Below are 22,376 nucleotides of genomic sequence, written 5' to 3' on the forward strand. Positions count from 1 at the left end.
CGGAAGCGTCGGTCCCGGCGCTCGCACTGAGTGCGTTCGCTCGGTCCGTCGTCTCCGCTACCGCTGAGGACGGGGCGGGCTGATGATGCACTGGATCATCCGATCGAGCCTGAAGTTCCGGCTGCTGGTCATACCGGTGGCCGCGCTGTTGATGTTCTTCGGTGTCACCAGGCTGAATCGGTCGGCCTCCGATGTGCTGCCCGAGTTCTCGCCGCCGACGGTCGAGATCCAGACCGAGGCGCTGGGTCTTTCGGCGACCGAGGTGGAGCAGTTCATCACCGTCCCGCTGGAACAGGACCTGCTCAACGGCGTGCCGTGGCTGGAGTCGATCCGGTCGCAGTCGCTGGGCGGCCTGTCGCAGGTGGATCTGGTGTTCGAGCCGGGCACCGACGTGCTGCGGGCCCGCCAGGCGGTGCAGGAGCGACTCACCCAGGCGGTGGCCCTGCCGCATGTGTCGAAGGCCCCGAACATGATCCAGCCGGTCTCCTCCACCAGCCGGGTCCTGGTCGTCGGCCTGTCCTCGCCGGACGTGTCGCTGATCGACATGTCGCTGTTGGCGCACTGGCAGGTCAAGCCCCGGCTGATGGGTGTGCCTGGTGTGGCCAATGTGTCCATCTGGGGCGAACGGGAACGCCAGCTGCAGGTCCAGGTCGATCCCCAGCGGCTGGCCGACGCGGGCGTGACGCTCACCCAGGTGGTCGAGACGACCGGCAACGCGCTGTGGGTGTCCCCGCTGACCTTCGTCGAGGCGTCCACACCCGGCACCAGCGGCTTCGTCGAGACGCCCAACCAGCGGCTGAGCATTCAGCACATCCTGCCCATCCACACCGCCGCCGACCTGGCCAAGGTGCCGCTGGAGCAGGCTCGGGCCAACACCGGTGAGGACCAGGCCGCCGCGCCCCCGGTGCAGCACGACGGCAAGACGACGCGGCTGGGCGACGTCGCCACGGTGACCGAGGACCACCAGCTCCCGCTGATCGGCGACGCCCTGGTCGGGGACAAGCCCGGTCTGATGCTGGTGGTGGAGAAGTTCCCGGGCGCCAACACGCTCGAGGTCACCAAGGGCGTCGAGGAGGCGCTGAAGTCCCTGGAGCCGGGTATGACCGGAGTCCAGGTGGACACCTCCTTGTACCGCCCCGCCACCTTCATCGAGTCGGCGCTGGGCAACCTGCGCACCTCGGTGCTGCTGAGCATCCTGCTCGCGGTGATCGTGATCGGGGCGTTGCTGCTGGACTGGCGCGCCGCGCTGATCGCGCTGATCGTGATCCCGCTGTCGCTGCTGCTGGCGGTGCTCGTGCTCGACCTGCGCGGCAGCGGTGTGAACATGCTGGTGCTGGCGGGGTTGATGTTCGCGCTCACGGTCGTGGTGCACGACGTGGTCACCGAGACCGACAACGCCAGACGCGGGTTGGTACGCCGCGAGGGCGAGCCCGCCACCGAGCAGTCGTTCACCGACACGGTGCTGCGCACCCGCGTGCCGCTGCTGTACGCCACCCTGATCCTGCTCGCCGGACTGGCCCCGCTGCTGTTCATCGGCGGTCTGACCGGCGCCTTCACCGCCCCGGTGGCGTGGTCGTGCGCGCTGGCGGTGCTGGCGTCGCTGCTGCTGTCGCTGACGCTCACCCCGGTGCTGTCCTGGCTGCTGTACCGCCGGGCGAACCTGCCCGCGCAGTCGCGCGCGCTGGGCTGGCTGCGGACGCGCTACGAGGGCCTGTCGGCGCGCGCCGACCGCCGCCCGAAGCTCGCGCTCGCCACCGCGCTGGTGCTGGCGCTGGCCGGGCCGCTGCTCGCGCCGCTGCTGGGCGGCCAGGCGCTGCTGCCGGTGCCGCAGGACCGCAACCTGCTGATCCGCTGGACCGGCGTGCCGAGCATGTCCCAGCAGGAGATGGTGCGCGTGGCCGGTGCGGTCGGCACCCGGCTGCGGGCCACCGAGGGCGTGTCCAACGTGGGCGTGCACGTCGGCCGGGCGATCAACTCCGACCAGGCCGTCGGCATGAACTCCGGCGAGTTCTGGCTGACCCTCGACCCGAAGGCGGACTACACCGCCACCACCGACCGCATCCAGAGCGTCGTCGACCAGTACCCGGGCTTCGACCACCACGTGGTGACCTACCCGGCACAGCAGGTCAACGAGGCGTTGACGGGCACCAAGGGCGACCTGGTGGTGCGGATCTACGGCAAGGACCTCGACACGCTGCGGGCCAAGGCCCAGGAGGTGCGCGGGGTGCTGGCGCAGGTCGACGGCGTCACCGCGCGGCCGGAGGACCTGAGCAAGAACCAGGCCACCATCGAGGTCGAAGTCGACCTGGCCAAGGCGGAGAAGTACGGCATCAAGCCTGGCGACGTCCGGCGCAGCGCCGCCGTGCTGATCTCCGGCCTGACCGCGGGCAGCCTGTTCGAGGAGCAGAAGGTCTTCGACGTGGTGGTGCTGGGCGTGCCGTCGGTGCGCGACAGCGTCGCCGCCGTCGGCAACCTGCTCATCGACACCCCGAGCGGCGGGCACGTGAAGCTGTCCGACGTGGCGAACGTGCACATGGTGTCAGCGCCGTCGAACATCCGCCACGACTCCGTGTCGCGCCGGGTGGACATCCCGGTCGACGTGACCGGTCGCCCGGTCGACCTGGTCGCCCGCGACATCCAGGGCGAGCTGAAGAACGTGAAGTTCCCGGTCGAGTACCACGCCGAGGTGCTGGGCGACTACACCACCGCGGGCGCCGCGCACTGGCGGCTGCTGGCCCTGCTCGCCGTCGCCGCGATCGCGACGTACCTGCTGCTGCAGGCGGCGTTCGGCAGCTGGCGGCTGGCCACGCTGCTGATCCTGCTGCTGCCCGCGTCGCTGTTCGGCGGGGTGCTGCTGGCGCTGCTGACCGGCGTCGGGATCTCGATCGGCTCGCTGCTCGGCCTCGGGGTGCCGCTGGCGCTGGCGGTACGCGAGGGTGTGCTGCTGGTGCGCGGCTGGCAACAGCAGGCGGCCGAGGCCGCCGCGACCGGCGTGCGACCGACCTACGGCGTCGGCGACCGGTTCGGTCCGATCGTCACCACCGCGCTGGCCGTCGCGGCGGCGCTGGTGCCGATGCTGGCGCTGGGCAACGTGGCGGGCCTGGAGATCCTGCGCCCGCTGGCGGTCACCGCGCTCGGCGGCCTGGTCACGGCGGTGCTGCTGATCCTGTACCTGCTGCCCGTGCTGCACGGGTTCTTCGACCCGGCACGCGAGCAGCGCCCGGCGGCCGGTCCGGCTGGGACCGCCCCGTCCACCGCAGAGGGAGCGTGACGCCATGTCGGGCAACAGCGCAGGTCCTGGCAGCAGCGGCGCGAGGCCGGACCGTAGATGGCTCAAATGGGGCCTGGGTGCCGTGGTCGTGGTCGCCGTGGGCATCGGGCTGGCGTCGATGCTGGGCAGCTCATACCCGCCGCTGTCGGACATCGTCGACACCCAGAACGACACGTCCGGGGTGGCCGAGCCGGTCGACGGCACGGATCTGAGCAAGGTGACGCTGCAGCCGGAGGCGGTGGAGCATCTAGGCATCGTCACCGCCCCGGTGGCCACGGCCAAGTACGGCAGCAAGCAGAAGCTGACCATCCCGTACCAGGCGCTGTTCTATGACCCGACCGGCGACACCTGGGCCTACGCCGTCGTCGGCGACCGGGAGTACCTGCGCCAACACGTGACGGTGGAGACCGTCGCGGGCGACACCGTGGTGCTCAAGGAGGGGCCGAAGGCAGGGACCGAGGTGGTGGTCCAGGGCGTCGACGAGCTCTACGGCACTGAGGTCGGGGTCGAGGAAGAGTAGCGGCGGGGGAGTGAACCGGTCATGATGCGCTGGATCGTCGCGACGAGCCTGAAGTTCCGCGTGCTGGTGGTGGCACTGGCCGCCGGGATGATGGCGCTCGGCTTCGTCCAGCTGCGCAAGATGCCGGTCGACGTGTTCCCCGAGTTCGCCCCGCCGCGCGTGGAGATCCAGACCGCGTGCCTGGGCCTGTCCGCGGGTGAGGTCGAGTCGCTGGTCACCGTGCCGATGGAGAACGCGCTCAACGGCGTCGAGGGCCTGGAGACGATGCGGTCCAAGTCGCTGGCCCAGCTGTCCTCGATCGAGCTGCTGTTCAAGCCGGGCACCGACCTGTTCACCGCCCGGCAGCTGGTGTCGGAGCGGATGGTGGCGGTGACGCCGACCCTGCCGACCTGGGCGGCGCCGCCGGTCATGCTGCAGCCGGTCTCGTCCATGGGTCGGGTCATGAAGATCGGGCTGACCTCGGACTCCCGGTCGATCATCGAGATGTCGATGATCTCGTACTGGACCATTCGCGCCAAGCTGCTCGAGGTGCCCGGGGTCGCCAACGTGGCGATCTGGGGCGAGCAGCTGCAGATGCTCCAGGTGCAGGTCGACCCGAAGCGGATGCAGGCGCACAGCGTCTCGCTCGACCAGGTGATGACCGAGACCGCCGACGCGCTGGAGGTGGGGCTGCTCCAGTTCTCCAACGGCGCCGTGATCGGCACCGACGGCCAGGTCACCACCCCCAACCAGACCATCGGCGTACGCCACGTGCTGCCCATCCGCACCGCGGCCGACCTGGCCAAGGTGACCGTGTCGCGGGCCGGCCAGGCGCCGTTGCGCCTCGGCGAGGTGGCGGACGTGGTCGAGGGCCACCAGCCGCTCATCGGCGACGCGGTGATCGAGGGCCAGCCCGGCGTGATGCTGATCGTGGAGAAGCTGCCCTGGGCCAACACCATCGACGTCACCAACGGCGTCGAGCAGGCGCTGAAGACGCTGGAGCCGGGCCTGACCGGCATCAAGGTCAACCCGACCATCTTCCGGCCCGCCTCGTTCATCGAGACCGCGGTGGACAACCTGTCCCGGGCGCTGCTGCTGGGCTGCCTGTTCGTGGTGCTGGTGCTGGCGCTGTTCCTGTTCGAGTGGCGTACCGCGCTGATCAGTCTGGTCGCGATCCCGCTGTCCATCGTGGCCGCGGGGCTGGTGCTCTACTATCGCGGGGCCACGATCAACACCATGGTGCTGGCCGGGTTGGTGATCGCCGTCGGCGTGGTCGTCGACGACGCGATCATCGACATCGAGAACATCATGAGACGGCTGCGCCAGGCGCGGGCCGAGGGTTCGGACCGCTCCACCGCGTCCATCGTCCTGGACGCGTCCCTGGAGGTGCGGAGCCCGATCGTGTACGCCACGATGATCATCGTCGCGGCGGCGGTGCCGATCTTCTTCCTGGGCGGGCTGACCGGGGCGTTCTTCCGGCCGCTGGCGCTGTCGTACACCCTGGCGGTGCTGGCGTCGCTGGTGGTCGCGCTGACGGTGACCCCGGCCCTGGCGCTGCTGCTGCTCTCGCGCGCCCCGCTGGACCGCAAGGAGTCCCCGGTCGTGCGCTGGCTCAAGCCCGCCTACGGCAGGCTGCTCGACCGCGTCGTCCGCAAGCCGTTCGTCGCGTTCGCCGCCACCGGCGTGGTGCTGCTGTTCGGCCTGGCCGCGCTGCCGGGGCTGGGCCAGTCGCTGCTGCCCGCGTTCAAGGAACGCAACGTCTTCATGCACTTCATCACCGCGCCCGGATCGTCCAACGACGAGGAGATCCGGATGATCCAGAACGTCTCCAAGGAGCTGCGCGACCTGCCCGGCGTGCAGACCTTCGGCGCGCACATCGGCATGGCGTTCCTGGGCGACGAGACCGCGGGCGTCAACTTCGGCGAGCTGTGGATCAGTATCGACCCGGCGGTGGACTACGACGAGACCATCGCCAAGATCGAGGATGTCGGCAAGAACTACCCGGGCCTCATGCACAACGTGTACACGTACCTGCGGGAGCGGACCGACGAGGTGCTCACCGGCTCCGGTGACGCGATCGTGGTGCGCATCTACGGTGAGGACCTGGACAAGCTGCGGGGCAAGGCCGAGGAGATCCAGCAGTTGATGGCCGACACCCCGGGCACCGTCGACCGCCACGTCGACCTGGAGGTGGACGTGCCGCAGGTCGAGGTGACCGTCGACCTGGCCAAGGCGGAGCAGTTCGGCGTCAAGCCGGGCGACGTGCGGCGCGCCTCGGCGACGCTGATGGCCGGCGAGGAGGTCGGCGACATCTTCCGCGACGGCAAGGCCTACGACATCGTGGTATGGAGCACGCCCGGCACCCGCGACTCGGTGGCCGACATCGAGAACCTGCCCATCGACACGCCCAACGGCGGCCACGTGCGCCTCGGTGACGTGGCCAAGGTCGAGGTCAAGTCCACGCCCAACGTGATCCTGCACGACGGCACCCAGCGCTATATCGACGTCGGCGCCAACGTGGAGGGCCGCGACCTGGGCGCGGTCGTCAAGGACCTGGACTCCAAACTGGGCAACGTCAGCTACGACCGCGGCTACCACGCCGAACTGCTGGGCGAGTACGCCGAGCGCCAGGCCGCCTCGCAGCGACTGCTGTTCTTCGGCCTCGGTGCGGCGCTACTGATCCTGATCCTGCTGCGGCTGTCGTTCGAGAGCTGGCGGCTGGCGATCCTGTCGTTCCTCACCCTGCCGTCGGCGCTGGTGGGCGGCGTGCTCGCGGCGTACTTCTTCAGCGGGCGCACCATCTCGCTCGGGTCGCTGGTGGGCCTGCTGACCGTGCTCGGCATCGCGGCCCGTAACGGCATCCTGCTGATCAGCCACTACCAGCACCTGGAACGGTTCGAGGGGCAGTCCTTCGGCAAGGACCTGGTGCTGCGCGGCTCGCTGGACCGGCTGTCGCCGATCCTGATGACCACGCTGGCCACCGGTCTGGCGCTGGTGCCGCTGGTGGTGCTGGGGGACGTGCCCGGACACGAGATCGAGCACCCGATGGCCGTGGTCATCATCGGCGGGCTGCTCACCTCGACGCTGCTGAACCTGATCATCGTGCCGGTGCTGTACCTGCGGTTCGGCCGTTCCCGCAAGGAATCGGCCGCACCGGCCGCACCCGCACCGCCCGGCCCCGAACCCGCCCCGGCGGTGTGACCAGCGCGCTTGACCGCGGAAAGCGGTCAAGCGCGGGCAAATAAGAACGCTCGTCTTGGCAACCACGGGGGAAGTCGCCAAGCCGAGCGTTACCGATGAGCATAGCCGCGTCGGCAGCTTTTGGCTACGTCGTGTTCGGACGGGGTTCACCTGCTCAAACGTGGTGATCCTCCGCGATTCGACCAGGTCAGCGGCGAAGTGAAAAATGTCCAACGAATTTCACGCCGATCTTCGGATCCCGTCGTCAACCCCAGATCGTGGCCACCTCTTCGGCGATCACCACAGCCTGGGCCCGTCCGGCCCGCGCCGACATGGCCCGCCGGGCCGGATCGAGCATGTTGCGGCCGATCGCCGACCGGGCCGCCTTGTCCGGGCTGACCAGACTCACCTGGGCCCCGGCGGCGCGCAGGTCGGTGGCGTGCCGCGAGGCACTGGAGACCAGGCCGCCGCCGACGGTCACCGGCGCGACGATGACGACCCGCTCGTATCCGGTGGCCAGGTCGGCGTTGGTGGCCGAGCGCATGCCGCCGTCGATGTAGCTGCGCCCGTTGATCTGCGCGGGCGGCCACACGCCGGGCACCGCGCAGCTGGCCGTCACCGCGTCGAGCAGCGGCACCCCGCTGTCGCGGTCGAAGACCACGAACTCGCCGGTGTGCGCGTCGCTGGCGGTTATCTTCAACGGCCGGTCGGGCCAGTCGAGATCGGGCAGGCGGGAGGCGATGACGGCGCGCCGCTCGTCCGGGGTCATCCGGGCGTTGGCGATGGCCAGCGCACCCAGGCGGGCCCGGTACTGCTCGGGCTGCCTGCTCCAGAGCATGGCCCAGCCGTACCCCAGCAGCATCCGGGTGCTCAGCCGGTCGGCGACCTCGTTGACCGGGTCCTCCAGTTGGGTGGCGTAGCGCTCCTCGATCGGGGTGCGGTCGGCGATCAGCGAGGCGACCACCGAACCCGCCGAGGTGCCGATCAGCACGTCGGCCTGGCCCAGGTCGAGCCCGGCTTCGGCCAGCCCGGCGAGAATGCCCAGTTCCCAGGCGATGCCGGTGATCCCACCGCCGCCCAGCACCAGCGCCCGGCTCTTCATCGGCAACCCTTTCTTCCGCTTCGGGCTCCGACGGTACTCCGCCGAGGCTCGGGCGGCGGGCCGCCGGGAAGCGCGTGGGGGCTCGGGTTCGGGGGCCCGCGCGGTGGTGGCGGTGCGGGAGGCCGCTGCCTCGTCCGGCTGCTTCAGCATGTCGCCCTCTTTCCCGGCGAGCTCAGCGGCGGGTGGCAGCCCGCGCGCTTTGCGATGCTCATGCGCTTGTACGCCTGATCGAATCCTAACGTCCGAATAGCCGTCACCTGCTGTAACAACCGCGAAATACCCGGCTCGGGCCCATCTCATTCCTGCCGCCGCGCACCGGTCGTCGCCCCCGGCCACCCGCCCGTCCTGGTCACCCCGCTGGGCCCACCGCGGTGGGGAGAACTGTCACCGCGGTGGTTTAGCCTCCGGTGTCCTCGACAGGAAGGGGGCCGTCCACATGGGATGGTTGACCGCTTCGGGTGGCTATGAGGTCACCCTGCGGGAATCGACGCTGGTCGCCCGCAACGCCAAGGGGCGCGAGCTGCGCTCGGTGCCCACCGCGCTGCGCGACGACCCGGTCGTGGTCGGGCTGCGCCAGCTCACCGAGTGGCTGGGACGCCACGAGGCGCAGTGCCGCACCGACATCGAACGCTGGATGGTGCGCTCGCTGCCGGTGCCGGTGGAGGTGCTCGCGCAGGTGTGGCCGGACGAGAGCTGGCGTACCGCGCTGACCGACCTGGTGGTGGCGGTGCTCGACGACGACGGCGGCTGGGACCCCGACGAGGTCGGCTTCCTGCGGGCGGCGGAACCGGCAGGCGGGTCGCAGCCGGGGCGCATCGGCGTGGTCAACCTCGACGGCGAGACGGTGCGCCGCGACGCCGCCCGGGTGCTCATCCCACACCCGGTGACCCTGAGCGACCTGGACGACCTGCGTGAGTTCGCGGCGGACCTGGGCGTGCAGCAGTCGGTGGACCAGCTGTTCCGCCAGATCCACGTCCGCCCGGCGACGCTGGAGGCGGGCGCGAGCCGCGTCGAGGAGTACTCGGGGGGCCGCTACGAGCAACTGCGCCACCTGACCTCGCGCGCCACCAAGCTGGGTTACCCGGTGCGTGGCGGCAACGCCGTCTGCCGGGTGTTCGAGGGCGGCCGGGTGGTCGAGGCCCGCTCCTGGGTCGGCGCCGAGGACCCGTACTACGAGACCGAGACCGGCGACCTGGTCTTCACCGACCGCGACGGCGCCGGGCTGGCCCTGGCCGACGTCGGGCCGGTGGCCTGGTCGGAAGGCATCCGCATGGCCGCGGCCCTGTACGCCGGGCGCGTGGTGAAGCAGGAGGAGGGTGAGGACGAATGAGCGAGCGGAATTCCCCGGCGGCCGGTCTGCTGGAGGCCGGTGCGGTGCTGCCGACCGGCACCGCCGTGGCCAAGGACGACACCGTCGACGCGCTGAGCGCGCGCCGCTACCGGCACCCGGTGCTGGGCGAGCGGACCGTGGTGCGCCTGGTCCCGGCCACCCTCGGCGCGGCCGAGGACCTGACCATGGAGTTCCTGGGCTTCGACAAGCCCGAGTCGACCGAGCCGGTCGGCGTGGTGCGCCAGCAGGCGCTGGGCTTCCCGGCCTGGGCGCTGGTGCACGACCCGGCCAACGGCCACCACGCGCTGGCCCTGGTCAAGGAGATCGAGCGGCTGGCCCGCATCGCCAAGTCGCGCACCGGCGCGGCCAAGGAGGGGTTCGACGCCCTCGGCGAGCGCCTGGCCCGGTCGGTGCCGCACTTCCTGCCCACGTTCTACGAGGAGGCGGGCCGGGCCTTCCTGGCCGGGGACAGCACGTCGTACGGGGCGAGCATGTTCGGCAAGGCGCGTGACGCCGAGCGGGCGTACGGGCTGACCATCGACGAGGACCGGCAGCACGCCGTGTTCCTGGAGTTCGCGCTGGCCGGGGCGCTGACGGTGAAGGCGCTGACCGGGCACGCCCGGGACCTGGCTGCCCGGTGCACCCCGGCCGACGCCTACGAGCGGTTCCGGCGGCTGTGCGTGGAGCGGGTCCTGGGCGGACTCCCGCCGTACGCGGCGATGCACACCGATCTGCGCCGCCTGGCCAAGGCCGCCAAGGTGGACCAGGCCGTCGGGGACGAGCAGGTGCTGCGGGACCTGTTCGGCGCCCCCGCCGTCGTCGGCGCGCCGGAGCAGTTCTGGGCCGCCTACCGCGCGCCGCTGGCCCGGATGGCCGCCGCCGACCCGGCGATCCGCGGCCGCCTGCTGGGCATGTTCCCGAAGAGCTGCACCGACGAGACGTGGCTGTCGCTGCTGACCGAGGCGGGCGCGCTGGCCGCGCTGACCGAACCCGCCGACCGCGTCGCGGCCGGGGCCGCCTCCCCCGACGGCCCGGCGGGCTGGCTGCAGCGCTTCGACTCCCACCGCGAGAACCGCTCCTGGCGCGACCGCAAGCGCAGCCCGCAGCTGCTGGCGCTGCTGGCGCAGATGGCGCCCCGGCTCAAGGCCGACGGCGTGCCGGTGGCGCTGTGCCGCCGGCACGACCAGGTCGACCTGGACCTCGTGGACGCCTGTCTGGCACTGGGCGTGCCGCTGGCGCAGCCGCACGAAGACGCCCGTTACGACGTCGGGCAGTGGCTCAACGACAGCACCGACGGCCGCCGCGACCTGGTCGCCCTGGCCGGCGACGGGCGCTTCCTGGACGAGCTGGTCAGCGGGGTCGAGGAGTATCTGCGGCGGCGCAGTGGCGCGGCCGAGGGGATCAGCCACGTCCTGTCGGTCGCGGGTCTGCGCACCGCCGTGCGCGTCTGGCTGGAGAACCTGGCCCGCGAGGTCGGTGCGCACGGACTGCCCACCCTCGGCGGCCACCTGGACCGGCTGGAGCGGCTGAACAGCCCCGAGGGCCTGGCCGTGCACACCGACGCGGCCCGTACCGTGATCGAGCACGACGTCACCGCGGTCCTCGCCCGCACCCTGCGCGCGGGCGTGCTCGACGAGCTGGGCTGGCCCGCCTTCGAGGAGGCGGTGCGCCGCTTCGACGGCACGAAGGTCGACGACCTGACCGTGGTCGAGCAGTGGCCGCACCTGATCCTGCGCGTCGGCGACCTGGTCCAGGTAGTCGGCCCCGACCGCGTCGAGTACGAGCACCTCCTGCGCATCCCCGCCGCCGAGCGCCGCTACCAGTGGCGCCAGGTGCTGCGCTGGGTCGACGGGCAGCTGCTGGTCTGCTGGGACGCCGGAACCGAGCGGCGCGGCTACTGGAGCGGCACCGCCGACGACGTGTTCACCGTGCCCGACGAGGCGTTCGACCTCTCGCGCGGCGTGTCGCTGGCGCTGCCCGGCGGCGGCCGCACCCTCGGCGCCCGACCGCTGCACGTCGGCGACCGCTCCGAGCGCCGGGGCGGCCCGGTGCTCAGCGACGGCTCCGCGTACTGGGTGTGGCGCTCGGGGCGGGAACGCCACGAACTGCGTGAGTTCGACCCGGCCACCGGTGAGCTCGGCCGGGCCAGCCTGCCCGCGTTCCTGGAGGACGGCGCCGTCGACGGCGAGTCCCTGGAGCTGTACGCCTGCCGCCTGCACCCGGGCCCGGCCGACAGCCCGCTGGGCGGGCGCGACGGCCTGGTCGGCTGGCGGGTCCGGGAGCGGCCCGACGGCAGCCGGGTCGGCGAGTCGATCGACGGGGCCTCGTACACGCTGCGCAAGGGCGCGGGCGAGGGCCGCCTGGTCGGGGCACTGCGGCTGCCCGGCGGGCAGGTGTGCGGCCTGACCGAGGTCGACAACTACCGCAACAGCACGCTGCGGCTGTACGCCGCCGACGGCGCGGCGCTGGGCGAGTACCACCGCGGCTGGGGCAACTCGCACTACGCCTGGGGCACCACCCTGGTCCCACCGGCCGGGTTCTGGCACTACCTGCGCCCGCGCGACGAGGCCGGGTCGGCAGCGCTGCGCACGTTGACCGACGAGCGGGCCGCCGCCCTGGTGGCCGCCGCGCGGACCACCAACGAGCACGGCGGCGTCAGCACCGTCGCCATGGAGCGGCTGCCCGACCTCATCGCACCGTTGCTGCCCGAGGTCACCGACGCGGCGCTGCGCGCGGGCGTGGCCGGGGTGGTCATGCGCGCGGCCGCGCTGGCCGTCCGGCAGCACCGGCTGGGCGAGACCCTGGCCGGGCGGGTCAAGCAGCCCGCCGTCCAGGTCACGCCCGCGGGCGTGGGCGACAACGAGCTGGCCGAGGTGCTGTCGGGGCTGATCCGCTACTGCTACCGGCGCGGCGACAGCGCCGTACGGCTGCTGGAGGCCGCCGGTGCCGCGCTGACCGCACCCGAGGTGCCGACCGAGCGGGTCGCCTTCCCCGGCGACATCGACTGGATCGACAGCCTCGGCCTGCTCCGCCCGGCCATGGCCCGCGCGGCCAGCCCGTTCACCCCCGACGACCAGCGCACCGCCCTGGCCGACCTGCTCGCCGCCGCCGGGCGCAGCGGCCTGACCGCGCCCGGCAGCGCGCTGCGCCGCATCGACGTCACCTCCGACGCCCCCGTCACCGCCCAGGTGGGCCAGGTGCTGACCCTGGGCGGGCGGCGGCAGCTGGTGCTGTCGGTCGACCCCGACGACCGCGAGCTGACCCTGCTCGACCACGCCCCCGACGGGGTGTTCGGGGCGCTGCCCGGCCACACCCTCGACGAGGAGATGCGCTTCGACGTCACCGGAGCCGACCCGGCCTCGGTGGCGGCGTTCCTGGCGGCGCTGGCCGAGCACGGCCCGGCGCCGTGGCGGCCCGAAGCGCCCGCCGAACTGTCGCAGCGGGCGGGCATGTCGCCGGCCGAGGCGACGCTGCTGCTGGCCGGGCTGCCCCGGCGGCAATGGGAGCGGGCCGAGCACGAGCAGCTGCGCCAGCGGCTCGGCGACGTCGACGCGACCGCGCTGAACATCGCGGCCCGCCGCTGGAACGCGCAGGACGAGACGGTGCGGATGCTCGCGCTGCTGCTGCCCGACGACCCGGCCGCGCTCTGGACCACCGGCCCGGCCGTGGACCGGGTGGTGGCGGAGTGGGTCGAGCGGCACGGCGTACGCCGACCCGTGCGCGACGAGCTGATCGTGGCGCTCAGCCAGTCCCGGGCCGCGAGCGGTGTCGGGGCCTCCGAACTGCTGCACGGCATCAGCAGCCCCGACACCTGCCGGTGGCTGCACGGCAAGGTCAAGGGGATCGACACCGACGACCTGATCGTCGCGATCACCAAGACGCTGCCGTGGCTGGTCTACCACCTGCCCGCAGCCGACCCGATCCGCGCCGGGCTGCCCCGGGTCCTGGACCTGCTCCGGGCCCGGCTGCGCGACCCGAAGCTGGTCATCCACGCCGGGCACATCGCCGCCAAGGACATCGACGGCCTGGCCCGCGCCCTGGGCGGCACCGCCACCGAGGGCCCCGACGGCATCCAGGCGGGTGCGCTGGTGTTCCCGCCCGGCGGCGACTGGCGGCACGCGCACCTGCGGACCAGCCTGCTGGACGGCGCCGACGACCCGGCGCTGGCCGTCCTGCTCGCGCAGGTCAGCGGCGTCAGCGCGCTGGTCGCGGGCCTGCGCGCGGTGCTCGGCGACCAGATCGAGCAGCTGGTCGGCTACCCGGTGTCCGACGAGGCCGCCAAGGACCCGTCCCGGTCGGTCCCGGCGCTGGTCGCCGAGGTCGCCCAGACCACCGGCCTGACCGCCGACGCCGCCACGCTGTACCTGCAGCTGCTGGCCCTGCCGGACCCCACCGACCGCAACGTCGCGGCGTGGACCGGCTGGAAGCCCGCCCGGCTGAAGGCCGCCCGTGCCGCCCTGGCCGCCACCGACCTCGTCGTGGACGCCAAGCGGCCGCGCGCCGGACGGTCGCTGTTCCTGCCCGGCGGCTGGCTGGCGCTCAAGGCCCCGCACCTGCCACTGGAAACCTGGAAGTACGGCCTGCTGATCGGCGGTGCGCAGGGTCCGGGCGTGCTCGGCGTGGTGCTGCCGATCGCCCCCGCGCCACAGCTGTTCGACCTCGCCTGGACCCGGGTGCGCCAGGGCGACGCACCGCGATTCGATGAACTCGTCACCGAGAGGCGCCGATGACCACCACCGCAACACCCGACACCGCGCGGCAGGTCGACCCCGCCGAGCACCGGCACGCCGAGGAGCTGGCGTTCCTGGCCGCGTACGACGGCGGGCCGCGCCCGCCCGGCTGGCGGCTCACCCCGCGCGCCGTGGTCACCTTCATCACCGGCAGCGACGGCCGAGAACTGGAACTGGCCAAGGAGGACCGCCGCGACGGCCTGCCGCCCAAGCTGGTCGTGCCGGCGAAGTTCGTCGGCGAGCGGGCCCTGGTCGAGCGGTGCGTGGTGACCCTGGCCGGGGAACGCGGCCTGCTGCTGGTCGGCGAGCCCGGCACCGCCAAGTCGATGCTGTCCGAACTGCTGGCCGCGGCCGTCTGCGGCACCAGCGAGCTGACGGTGCAGGGCACCGCGGGCACCACCGAGGACCAGCTGCGCTACGGCTGGAACTACGCCCTGCTGCTGGCGCACGGCCCCAGCAGCGAGGCGCTGGTGCCCTCGCCGATCCTGACCGCGATGCGCACCGGCGCGGTCGCCCGGGTCGAGGAGATCACCCGCTGCCTGCCCGAGGTGCAGGACGCGCTGGTGTCGCTGCTGTCCGACCGGCGTATCGCCGTGCCGGAGCTGGCGGGCACCGCCGGGGCGACCGTCCCCGCCGCGCCCGGCTTCACTTTGATCGCCACCGCGAACCTGCGCGACCGGGGCGTATCGGAGATGTCGGCCGCGCTCAAGCGCCGCTTCAACTTCGAGACCGTCGGCCCGATCGCCGACCTGGCCCAGGAGACCGCGCTGGTCGCCCGGCAGGCCCGTGCGGCGCTGGCGCGGGTCAAGGCGCCGTTCGAGGTCGACGAGGCGGTGCTGGAGGCGCTGGTCACCGCGTTCCGGGACCTGCGCGAGGGCCGCTCGACGGAGGGCTGGGACGTGCCCAAGCCGTCGACGGTGATGAGCACCGCCGAAGCGGTGGCCGTGGCGACGTCGCTGGGACTGGCCGTCGCCTACTTCCCGGGCGACCGGGACGTGCTGTCGCTGCTGCCGGGCCACCTGCTCGGCGTGGTCCGCAAGGACGACCCCGCCGACGGCGCCAAGCTGCTCGGCTACTGGGACGGCGCGGTACGCCGCCGCGCCGAGGACGGCGCCCGGCTGTGGCGGCGCCTGTGGGAACTGCGCGATGAGCTCGACAACTGAGCCGACGGTGCCGGGCGCGAACGCGCCCGGCACCGCCCCCGACGATCCGGCCGTGGCCGTCGCCGAGCTGGCCGGATGCCGCGAGCCGTACCTGATCGGGATACGCCACCACTCGCCCGCCCTGTCGGTGGTCCTGCCCGAGCTGCTCGACCGCGCCGCGCCGCAGGCGCTGCTGTTGGAACTGCCGCCCGAACTGGGCCAGTGGCTGCCGTGGCTGGCCGACCCGGCCACCACGGGGCCGGTGGCGCTGGCGGGCATCGTCGGCGACCACGGCCCGGCGTTCTACCCGTTCGCCGACTTCTCGCCCGAGCTGGTCGCCATCCGCTGGGCCGCCCGCAACGGCGTCCCGGTCATCCCCTGCGACCTGCCCCTGGCCGACCGCACCTGGCACGAGCCCGCCCCGCGCGAGCCCCGCGGGCCCGCTCCGGTCGACGGCGGTCCGCCCGAGCGCGAGCTCCGCGGCGACGCCGAGCCCGGTGCGGCTCCCGGGCGCGGCCGTTCCGGCGCGGACGGCCCCGGCGGGGCGAGCGACTCGGCCGGGCTCTCCGGCGATCCGGTCCGGACGGTCGCGGCGGTGTCGCAGCGGCCCCTCGCGGACGTGCTCAAGCAGACCGCGACCGGGCGGGCCGACGAGGACATGTGGGACCGGGTGGTGGAGGCGCGGGCGCCGGGCGCCGACGCCGAGGCGGTACGCCGCGCGGCCCTGCTCGTCGGCTGGGCGCTGCGCCGCGACGCCGCCCGGGACACCGGCGTGTCCCCGCTGGACCTGCGCCGCGAGGCGCACATGCGCTCCTGCCTGGCCGCCCACGCCGGGCAGCGGGTCGTGCTGCTGGTCGGCGCCTTCCACGCCCCGGCGCTGATGACGACGGCCGACGCCGTCGCGGGCGGCGGATCGGGGCAGCAGGTGGTGACGTCGCTGGTGCCGTACACGTTCGGGCTGCTCGACGCCCGCTCCGGCTACCCGGCGGGCATCCGCGACCCGCAGTGGCAGCAGGACGTGCTCACCGCCGCGGGCGACCCGGTCAAGATCGAAGCGGCCGCCGTCGCGGCGCTGGTGGCGGTCAGCGCCCGCGTGCGCGCCGCCGGGCACCCGGCGGGCCCCGGCGAGTCCGGCGAAGCCGCCCGGCTCGCCCTCGACCTGGCCCGGCTGCGCGGCCTGCCCGCACCCGGCCGGGGTGAACTGGTCGAGGCGCTGACCAGCGTGCTCGCCCACGGTGAGGTGCTCGGCCGGGGCCGGGTCGTCGCCGCCGCGATGGAGCAGGTGCTGGTCGGCGAACGGCGCGGCCGACTGGCCCCCGGCACCCCCCGCTCGGGCCTCGGCCCGGCCGTACGCGACCTGCTCGCCGCACTGCGGCTGCCCGGCCCCGGCGACGCCGCCAAGGACCTGCGCCTGGACCCGCTGCGCTCCGACCTGGACGCCCGCCGCGAGATCGCGCTGCAGCGCCTGGCCACCAGTGGGGTCGCCTACGCCGAGCCCGTGGCGGGCGAGGGCGCGGGCGGCACCGACACCGTGACCACCCGCTGGCGGGTGCAGTGGACAGCCGCCACCGACGCGACCGTCGAGGTCGCCGGGCTGCGTGGGGTCACCCTGGCCCAGGCCGCCGAGGGCGCCCTGGCCGACCGTCGCCGCCGCGAACGCGACGCGGGCGGCCCGACCGCCGCCCAGGTCATCACCGGCCTGCACGCCGCCGCGGTGTGCGCCCTGACCGACCTCGCGACGGCGCGACTGGTCGAACTGGCCGCCGTCGTGCCCGGCGAGGGCTCGCTGAGCGACGCGCTGGACGCGCTGGCCCTGCTCGACCGGCTGCGGCTGGGCCACGTCCCGGGCCTGCCACGGCCCGACCCGGTGCCGCTGGCCGTGGCCGCCGAATCCATCGAAGCCGCCGCCGTGGCGCAGGTCGACGGCCTGGCCGGATCAACCGACCCCGCCGACGCGCGGGCGCTGGCTGCCCTGGCCCAGCGCGCCGACCGGGCCGGCTCGCTGCTGCGCCTGTCCGACGCCCTGGCCCGGCTGGCCACCGACGGCACGCCGCTGCTGGCCGCCGCGGCCGGTGCGGTGCAGGTGCTGCTCGGCCACCGGGCCGCCGCCGAGTACGGCGTACGCGTCGCGTCCTGGGTGGACGCCGCCGGCACCGACGAGGCCCGCCGCGACCTGACCGGGCAGCTCACCGGCCTGCTCGTGGTGGCCGAACCGCTGCTGCAGGCTGCCGAACCGGTCCTCGACGGGCTGCTCGACCGGGTCGAGCGGCTGCCCGACGACGCGTTCCTCAGCCGCCTGCCCGCCCTGCGCGGCGGCTTCCACGCCGCCAGCCCGGCCGCCCGCGACCGGCTGCTGGCCGTGGTCGACGAGCGGCTCGGCGACAGGGTACGCGTCGATGAGGTGTCCGACCCGGACGCGCTGCTGCTGCGGCTGCTCGCCGACCGCGCGGGCCGCGACGCCCTGACCGCCCTCGGCCTGCTCACCCCCGACACCCCGCCCATCCCCACCCCGCCCGCCGCCCTCGCCGCGCCCGCCGCGCCCGAGGTTGGCGGCAGTTTCGGGGAAACTGCAGGAAACGGGGCCAAGATTCGTGCAGTTTCCCCGAAACTGCACGACGATTCGGCGTCGGCGTCGGCGTCGGCGTCGGCGTCGGCGGCACCGGATCGGGAGGGGAGCGGGACGGGTGGCGACGGGGTGGGCGAGGCGCTGGGTGCGCGGCAGCTGACCCCGGCGGACCGCTGGCGGCTGATCCTTGGCCGGGACGGCGAGGCGTGCTCGCCCGGGGCCCGCCGCTACGCGACCGCCCTCGACGAGCTCTACGGCGCCGGACGGGGCGAGGGCGCCCGTGCCGACGCCGCCGGGCGGGCCGGGCGTGAAGCCCCGTTCCCCGGCGTACGTGAATGGTCGGAGGAGCTCGCGGCCCTGTTCGGCCCCGGCGTACGCGAGGAGGTGCTGGCGCGGGCGGTCGAGTCCGGACGGCTGGAGGCCGCGCTGGCGCTGGACCCGGACGCCGTACGCCCCTCGATCGGGCTGCTGCGCGACGTACTGTCGCTGGCCGGTGGCCTGCCCGAGGGTCTGCTGGCCAAGCTGCGGCCGCTGGTGGCCAAATTGGTCGAGGAACTTACCCGGCAGCTGGCCACCACCCTGCGACCGGCGCTCAACGGGCTCACCACGCCCCGGCCGACGAGACGTCCGGGCGGGCGGCTGGATCTGCCGCGTACGCTGCGCGCCAACCTCGCCGCCAGCCGCCGGGACGAGCACGGCAACGTGGTGGTGGTGCCGGAGCGGCCGGTATTCCGCAGCCGGGCCCGCCGCGGCGTCGACTGGCGCCTGGTGCTGGTCGTGGACGTCTCCGGCTCGATGGAGGAGTCGGTGATCTGGTCGGCGCTCACCGCGTCGGTGCTGGCTGGGGTGCCCGCGCTCAGCACCCACTTCGTCGCGTTCTCCACCGAGGTGGTGGACCTGACCGACCGCGTCGACGACCCGCTCAGCCTGCTGCTGGAGGTACGCGTCGGCGGCGGCACCCACATCGCCGCCGGGCTGCGTCACGCCCGGTCGCTGGTGACCGTGCCGTCGCGCACGTTGGTGGTTCTGATCAGCGACTTCGAGGAGGGGTACGGCATGTCCGGCGTGCTTGCGGAGGTGCGGGCGCTGGTGGAGTCGGGCGCGACGGTGCTCGGCTGCGCCAGCCTCGACGACGCGGGACGGCCGCGATACTCGGTGTCGGCGGCCGGGCAGCTCGTCGCGGCCGGGATGCCGGTGGCGGCGCTCAGCCCGCTTGAGCTGGCCCGCTGGGTGGGGGAGCAGGTGAGCCGGTGACCACGACCCTGCCCCCGGTCGACGCGGCGGTGCTCGCCGAGGCGCTCGACGCACTCCCCGCCCGGCTGCGCAAACGCGTCGACGACGCGGTGGCCAAGGCCGCCGCCTGGCCGGTTTCGCCGACCCCCGACGGCTGCGCCGTCAGCCCCGACGAGGACACCGTCGTCACGCTGACCGCCCCCGACGGCGTGGTCCGTACCGCCGACCAGGCCGTCTGCAGCTGCCTGCTCGCGCCGCACTGCCTGCACCGCACCGCCGTACTGGCCCTGGCCCCCATCCACGACGGCACCCCCGCACCCGCATTCACCACTTCCGACACCCCCGCCGCCGACCCGCCCGGATCCGACCCGACCCGCGCTGACACATCCGCCGCCGACGCGCCCGGATCCGACCCAACCTCCGCTGACACATCCGCCGCCGACGCGCTCGCGTCCGCGCCGACCCCTCCGGTCGCCGCACGCGCACCCGCCTCCGCGTCCGACGCACTCGCACCTGCCGCCGACGCGGCCGCCGCCGAAACCGCCAGTTTCGGGGAAACTGCACGAAAGAAGGCCAAGATTCCCGCAGTTTCCCCGAAACTGCAGCCCGGATCGGGAGCGCGCGGAGGCGCGCGGGCGGGCGTGGGCGTCGGCGAGGAGGGGGAGGCGGGGCCGGGGGGTGCGGGGGCCCGGTTGACCGAGCGGCAGCGGGCGGCGGCGGACGGGCTGTGGCGGGCGGCGGTGGCCGTGCTCGAGGCCGGGCTGTCCGGCAGCGGCGTCGTGCTGCGCTCCGGGCTGCTCCGGGCCGTGCACGAGTGCCGTGCCCAGGGGCTGCACCGGGCCGCCGCGGCGGGGCTGCGTACCGCCAACGGCATGCAGGCCGCCGCCCAGGCGCAACCACAGTTCCGGCTCGCCGAGCTCACCGACGACCTGCGTGAGCTGCTGACCGTCACCGCCCGGCTGCGCGACCCGGACCTGCCCACCGACCGGCTCGGCCCGCTGCTGGGCACCGCCCGCCGGGGCTACGACCCCCAGCAGGGCCTGCGCCTGTACGGCCTGTGCACCGTGCCCGTAGTCGCCGACACCGGCTACGCGGGCACGGTGACGTACCTGGCCGATCGCGCCGGACGCCTGTGGCTGACCGCCGACCTGTTCCCGGGCGGTGCCACTCGGGCCGCCGCGGCCGCCGACGCGACCGTGGCGCTGGGCGAGGCGGGAGTGTCGCACCGCGAACTGACCCGCGCCGGGCTGATCGTGTCCGGCGGCACCGCCACCGAGACGGGCCAGCTCGGCGCGGGCCGTTCGGTCAAGGCGGTGCGCGCGTCCGGGGCGACCTGGACGGAGCAGCCCTTGCGTGCACTGTGGGAGCAGCCGCTGGCCGACCAGCTGCGCCGGGCGTTCGCGGCGCTGACGGTGCCGGTGGTGCAGCGCCAAGTCGGCGCCGACCTGCTGTTCGTCACCGTACGGCTGCTCGGCCGTGACGGCGGCACCGTCCTGGCGGCCACCGCCGAGGGCACCGTGCTGCGGCTGACGGCGGCCGATGACGAGGCGGCGCTGCCGTTCCGGGAGAACCTGACCGTGCTCGGTGGCGCGCCCGGCGTGGAACTGCTGCTGGTGGGCCGGCCCGACCCGGCGCACCAGGGTCACGTCGCGGCGCTCGCGATCGGCGATCCCGGCGGCGCCGACAGCGGCCTGCGCCTGCCCCCGGCCTGGGGCGGCCACGCCGACCTCGGGTACGACCGCCTGCACCGCAGCCACCTGGCCGGATCGGCGGCGGACCGGCTGCCGCCGGTGCGTCGCGCGGAGGCTACCGGCGACCCCGCGCTGCGGCTGCTACGGCGCCACCTGGAACGGGTGGTGACCGGCGGCCGGGCGGTGCAGGCACTGGCCGAGTCGCAGGAGCGGGCACTGCTCCGGGCCCGACTCGACCTCGGCGCCCACCTGCTGGGCGAGCTGACCGGGGCGGCCCGGCACCGGCCGCGCGACACGTTCGGCCGGGTCACCGGCGACGACGGGCACGGGTTCGCGCGAGCCTGGCTGGCGGCCGCGGTGTACGAGCAGGCAGCCTCGGCCACCCTCACCGAAGCGTCCTGGCTGCGCTGACCCGTTCTGTGCGCCCGGCCCTCGTCGTGCTGCCGACCGGGGGCCGGGAGCGGTCAGCCCAGCCGCAGCAGATCCTCCAGGGTGAGCGGGTCCACGCCGGTCAGCCGCCGTACGGCGTCGGTCGGCGTGGCCAGCTCACCCGACGCGATCGCCAGGTACGTGCTGACCCACGCCTCGACCTGCCAGCCGGGTGCCTGATAATGCCGGCGCGAGGCGTACGCCTCGGCCTCGGTCTCGGCGTGGTAGCGCATGGGCCGCCCGGTCACCAGCGTGACTATCTCGGCGACCTGGCCCAGCGTCAGCGCCTGCGGTCCGGTGAGGTCGTAGGTCTGCCCGTCATGGCCGGGTTCGCGCAGCACCGTGGTGGCCACGTCGGCGATGTCGTCGATCGCCACCGCCGCGACCCGGCCCTGCCCGGCCGGGCCCCGAAGCACGCCTTCGGCGTCGGCGAACTGCGGCAGCACATCCAGGTACAGGTTGTCGCGCAGGACGGTCCAGGCCAGGCCGCTCGCCTTGAGGTGCTCCTCGGTGTGCCAGTGGTCGCGGGCCAATGTGAACGTGGCGTCGGGCGCGGCACCGTAGAACGAGGTGTAGACGATCCGCCGCACCCCGGCGGCGACCGCGGCGTCGATGAACGTGCGGTGCTCGTCGACGCGTCGGGCCGACTCGGCCCCCGACACCATGAACACGGTGTCGACCCCGGTCAGCGCCTCGGTCACCGCCGCACCGTCGTGGTACGCGGCGCGGGCGATGTCACAACGGGGCAGCACGGGTGCCCGATCGGGCTCGCGCACCACGAGGCGCTGGCGCACCCCGGCCTCGGCCAACCGCTGGGCGACCCGGCCCCCGAGCCTGCCGGTGGCGCCGGTGACGGCGATGAGTGGCTGCGGCACCTCGGTCATCGACACCTCCCGGCCTAGTATGGAGGAGAGGCCCGTGATGACACGCCAGAAGCCGGACGGCTCCCACGATCATCCGTACAGCGCGCTGAACCTGCGCCTGGCGCTGGCGGGCTTCGGCCTCGTCTTCGCCGCGGTGCTCGCCGTGATCGCGTTCGCCTTCGGCCTGGCGCTGGTGGGCTGGGCCGCGATCCTGCTCTGCCTGATCACGATTGTGGACCTCATCGTCATCATGCGCCGCCGCCGCGAGCGCGCCCGCGCCGATCACCACGCCCCGCACTCCCTGTTCGAATGAGACGCCCCGCTTCTTCACCCCGGTCGA

The 22,376-nt window shown here is 73.9% G+C and carries 11 protein-coding genes; 9 read left to right on the forward strand and 2 right to left on the reverse strand.

The features are described from left to right. Positions 1-82: 82 nt before the first annotated feature. The 3 genes from KUA19_RS08660 to KUA19_RS08670 are packed head-to-tail and all read left to right on the forward strand — an operon-like array spanning position 83 to position 6,971. Positions 83-3,271: an efflux RND transporter permease subunit gene (locus KUA19_RS08660; RefSeq protein WP_217395621.1), complete on the forward strand. Its 3,189-nt coding sequence runs from the start codon at positions 83-85 to the stop codon at positions 3,269-3,271. A gap of 4 nt (positions 3,272-3,275) precedes the next feature. Further along, positions 3,276-3,791, forward strand: a complete 516-nt coding sequence (locus tag KUA19_RS08665; protein ID WP_217395622.1) for a permuted SH3 domain-containing protein — start codon at positions 3,276-3,278, stop codon at positions 3,789-3,791. Between the two features lie 21 nt (positions 3,792-3,812). Then, positions 3,813-6,971 (forward strand): efflux RND transporter permease subunit, encoded by a 3,159-nt coding sequence (locus KUA19_RS08670; RefSeq protein ID WP_217395623.1) that lies wholly within the window; start codon positions 3,813-3,815, stop codon positions 6,969-6,971. A gap of 244 nt (positions 6,972-7,215) precedes the next feature. Here the strand turns inward: KUA19_RS08670 and KUA19_RS08675 are convergent, their stop codons facing one another. Further along, entirely contained in the window at positions 7,216-8,202 is a 987-nt protein-coding gene (locus tag KUA19_RS08675; RefSeq protein WP_302498888.1) for a patatin-like phospholipase family protein, read from the reverse strand. A 286-nt stretch (positions 8,203-8,488) separates the two neighbouring features. On the opposite strand from KUA19_RS08675, the gene KUA19_RS08680 reads away from it, so the two are divergent. The 5 genes from KUA19_RS08680 to KUA19_RS08700 are packed head-to-tail and all read left to right on the forward strand — an operon-like array spanning position 8,489 to position 21,155. Further along, positions 8,489-9,382 carry a DUF4132 domain-containing protein gene (locus KUA19_RS08680; RefSeq protein ID WP_217395624.1) on the forward strand — a complete coding sequence of 298 codons (894 nt, stop codon included), beginning with the start codon at positions 8,489-8,491 and terminating at the stop codon, positions 9,380-9,382. After that, positions 9,379-14,112, forward strand: coding sequence for a hypothetical protein (locus tag KUA19_RS08685; RefSeq protein ID WP_217395625.1), 4,734 nt, complete (start codon positions 9,379-9,381; stop codon positions 14,110-14,112). Before KUA19_RS08680 ends, KUA19_RS08685 begins: the two co-directional genes overlap by 4 nt. Further along, on the forward strand, positions 14,109-15,275 hold the full coding sequence (locus KUA19_RS08690) for an ATP-binding protein (RefSeq protein WP_217395626.1): 1,167 nt from the start codon (positions 14,109-14,111) through the stop codon (positions 15,273-15,275). Before KUA19_RS08685 ends, KUA19_RS08690 begins: the two co-directional genes overlap by 4 nt. Next, positions 15,259-19,074: a DUF5682 family protein gene (locus KUA19_RS08695; RefSeq protein WP_254548990.1), complete on the forward strand. Its 3,816-nt coding sequence runs from the start codon at positions 15,259-15,261 to the stop codon at positions 19,072-19,074. The genes KUA19_RS08690 and KUA19_RS08695 overlap by 17 nt, the downstream gene beginning before the upstream one ends. Further along, a complete protein-coding gene (locus tag KUA19_RS08700) occupies positions 19,071-21,155 on the forward strand; it encodes a hypothetical protein (protein WP_217395627.1) in 2,085 nt (694 codons plus the stop codon). Before KUA19_RS08695 ends, KUA19_RS08700 begins: the two co-directional genes overlap by 4 nt. 53 nt (positions 21,156-21,208) lie before the next feature. Here KUA19_RS08700 and KUA19_RS08705 read toward each other — a convergent pair whose 3' ends face one another. Then, positions 21,209-22,057: an SDR family oxidoreductase gene (locus KUA19_RS08705; protein WP_217395628.1), complete on the reverse strand. Its 849-nt coding sequence runs from the start codon at positions 22,055-22,057 to the stop codon at positions 21,209-21,211. A 37-nt stretch (positions 22,058-22,094) separates the two neighbouring features. Between KUA19_RS08705 and KUA19_RS08710 the strand changes: the two genes are divergently transcribed. Continuing rightward, positions 22,095-22,349 (forward strand): DUF6343 family protein, encoded by a 255-nt coding sequence (locus tag KUA19_RS08710; RefSeq protein WP_217395845.1) that lies wholly within the window; start codon positions 22,095-22,097, stop codon positions 22,347-22,349. Positions 22,350-22,376 lie beyond the last annotated feature (27 nt).

This window comes from Catellatospora tritici, from assembly GCF_019083965.1.
Classification (GTDB): domain Bacteria; phylum Actinomycetota; class Actinomycetes; order Mycobacteriales; family Micromonosporaceae; genus Catellatospora; species Catellatospora tritici.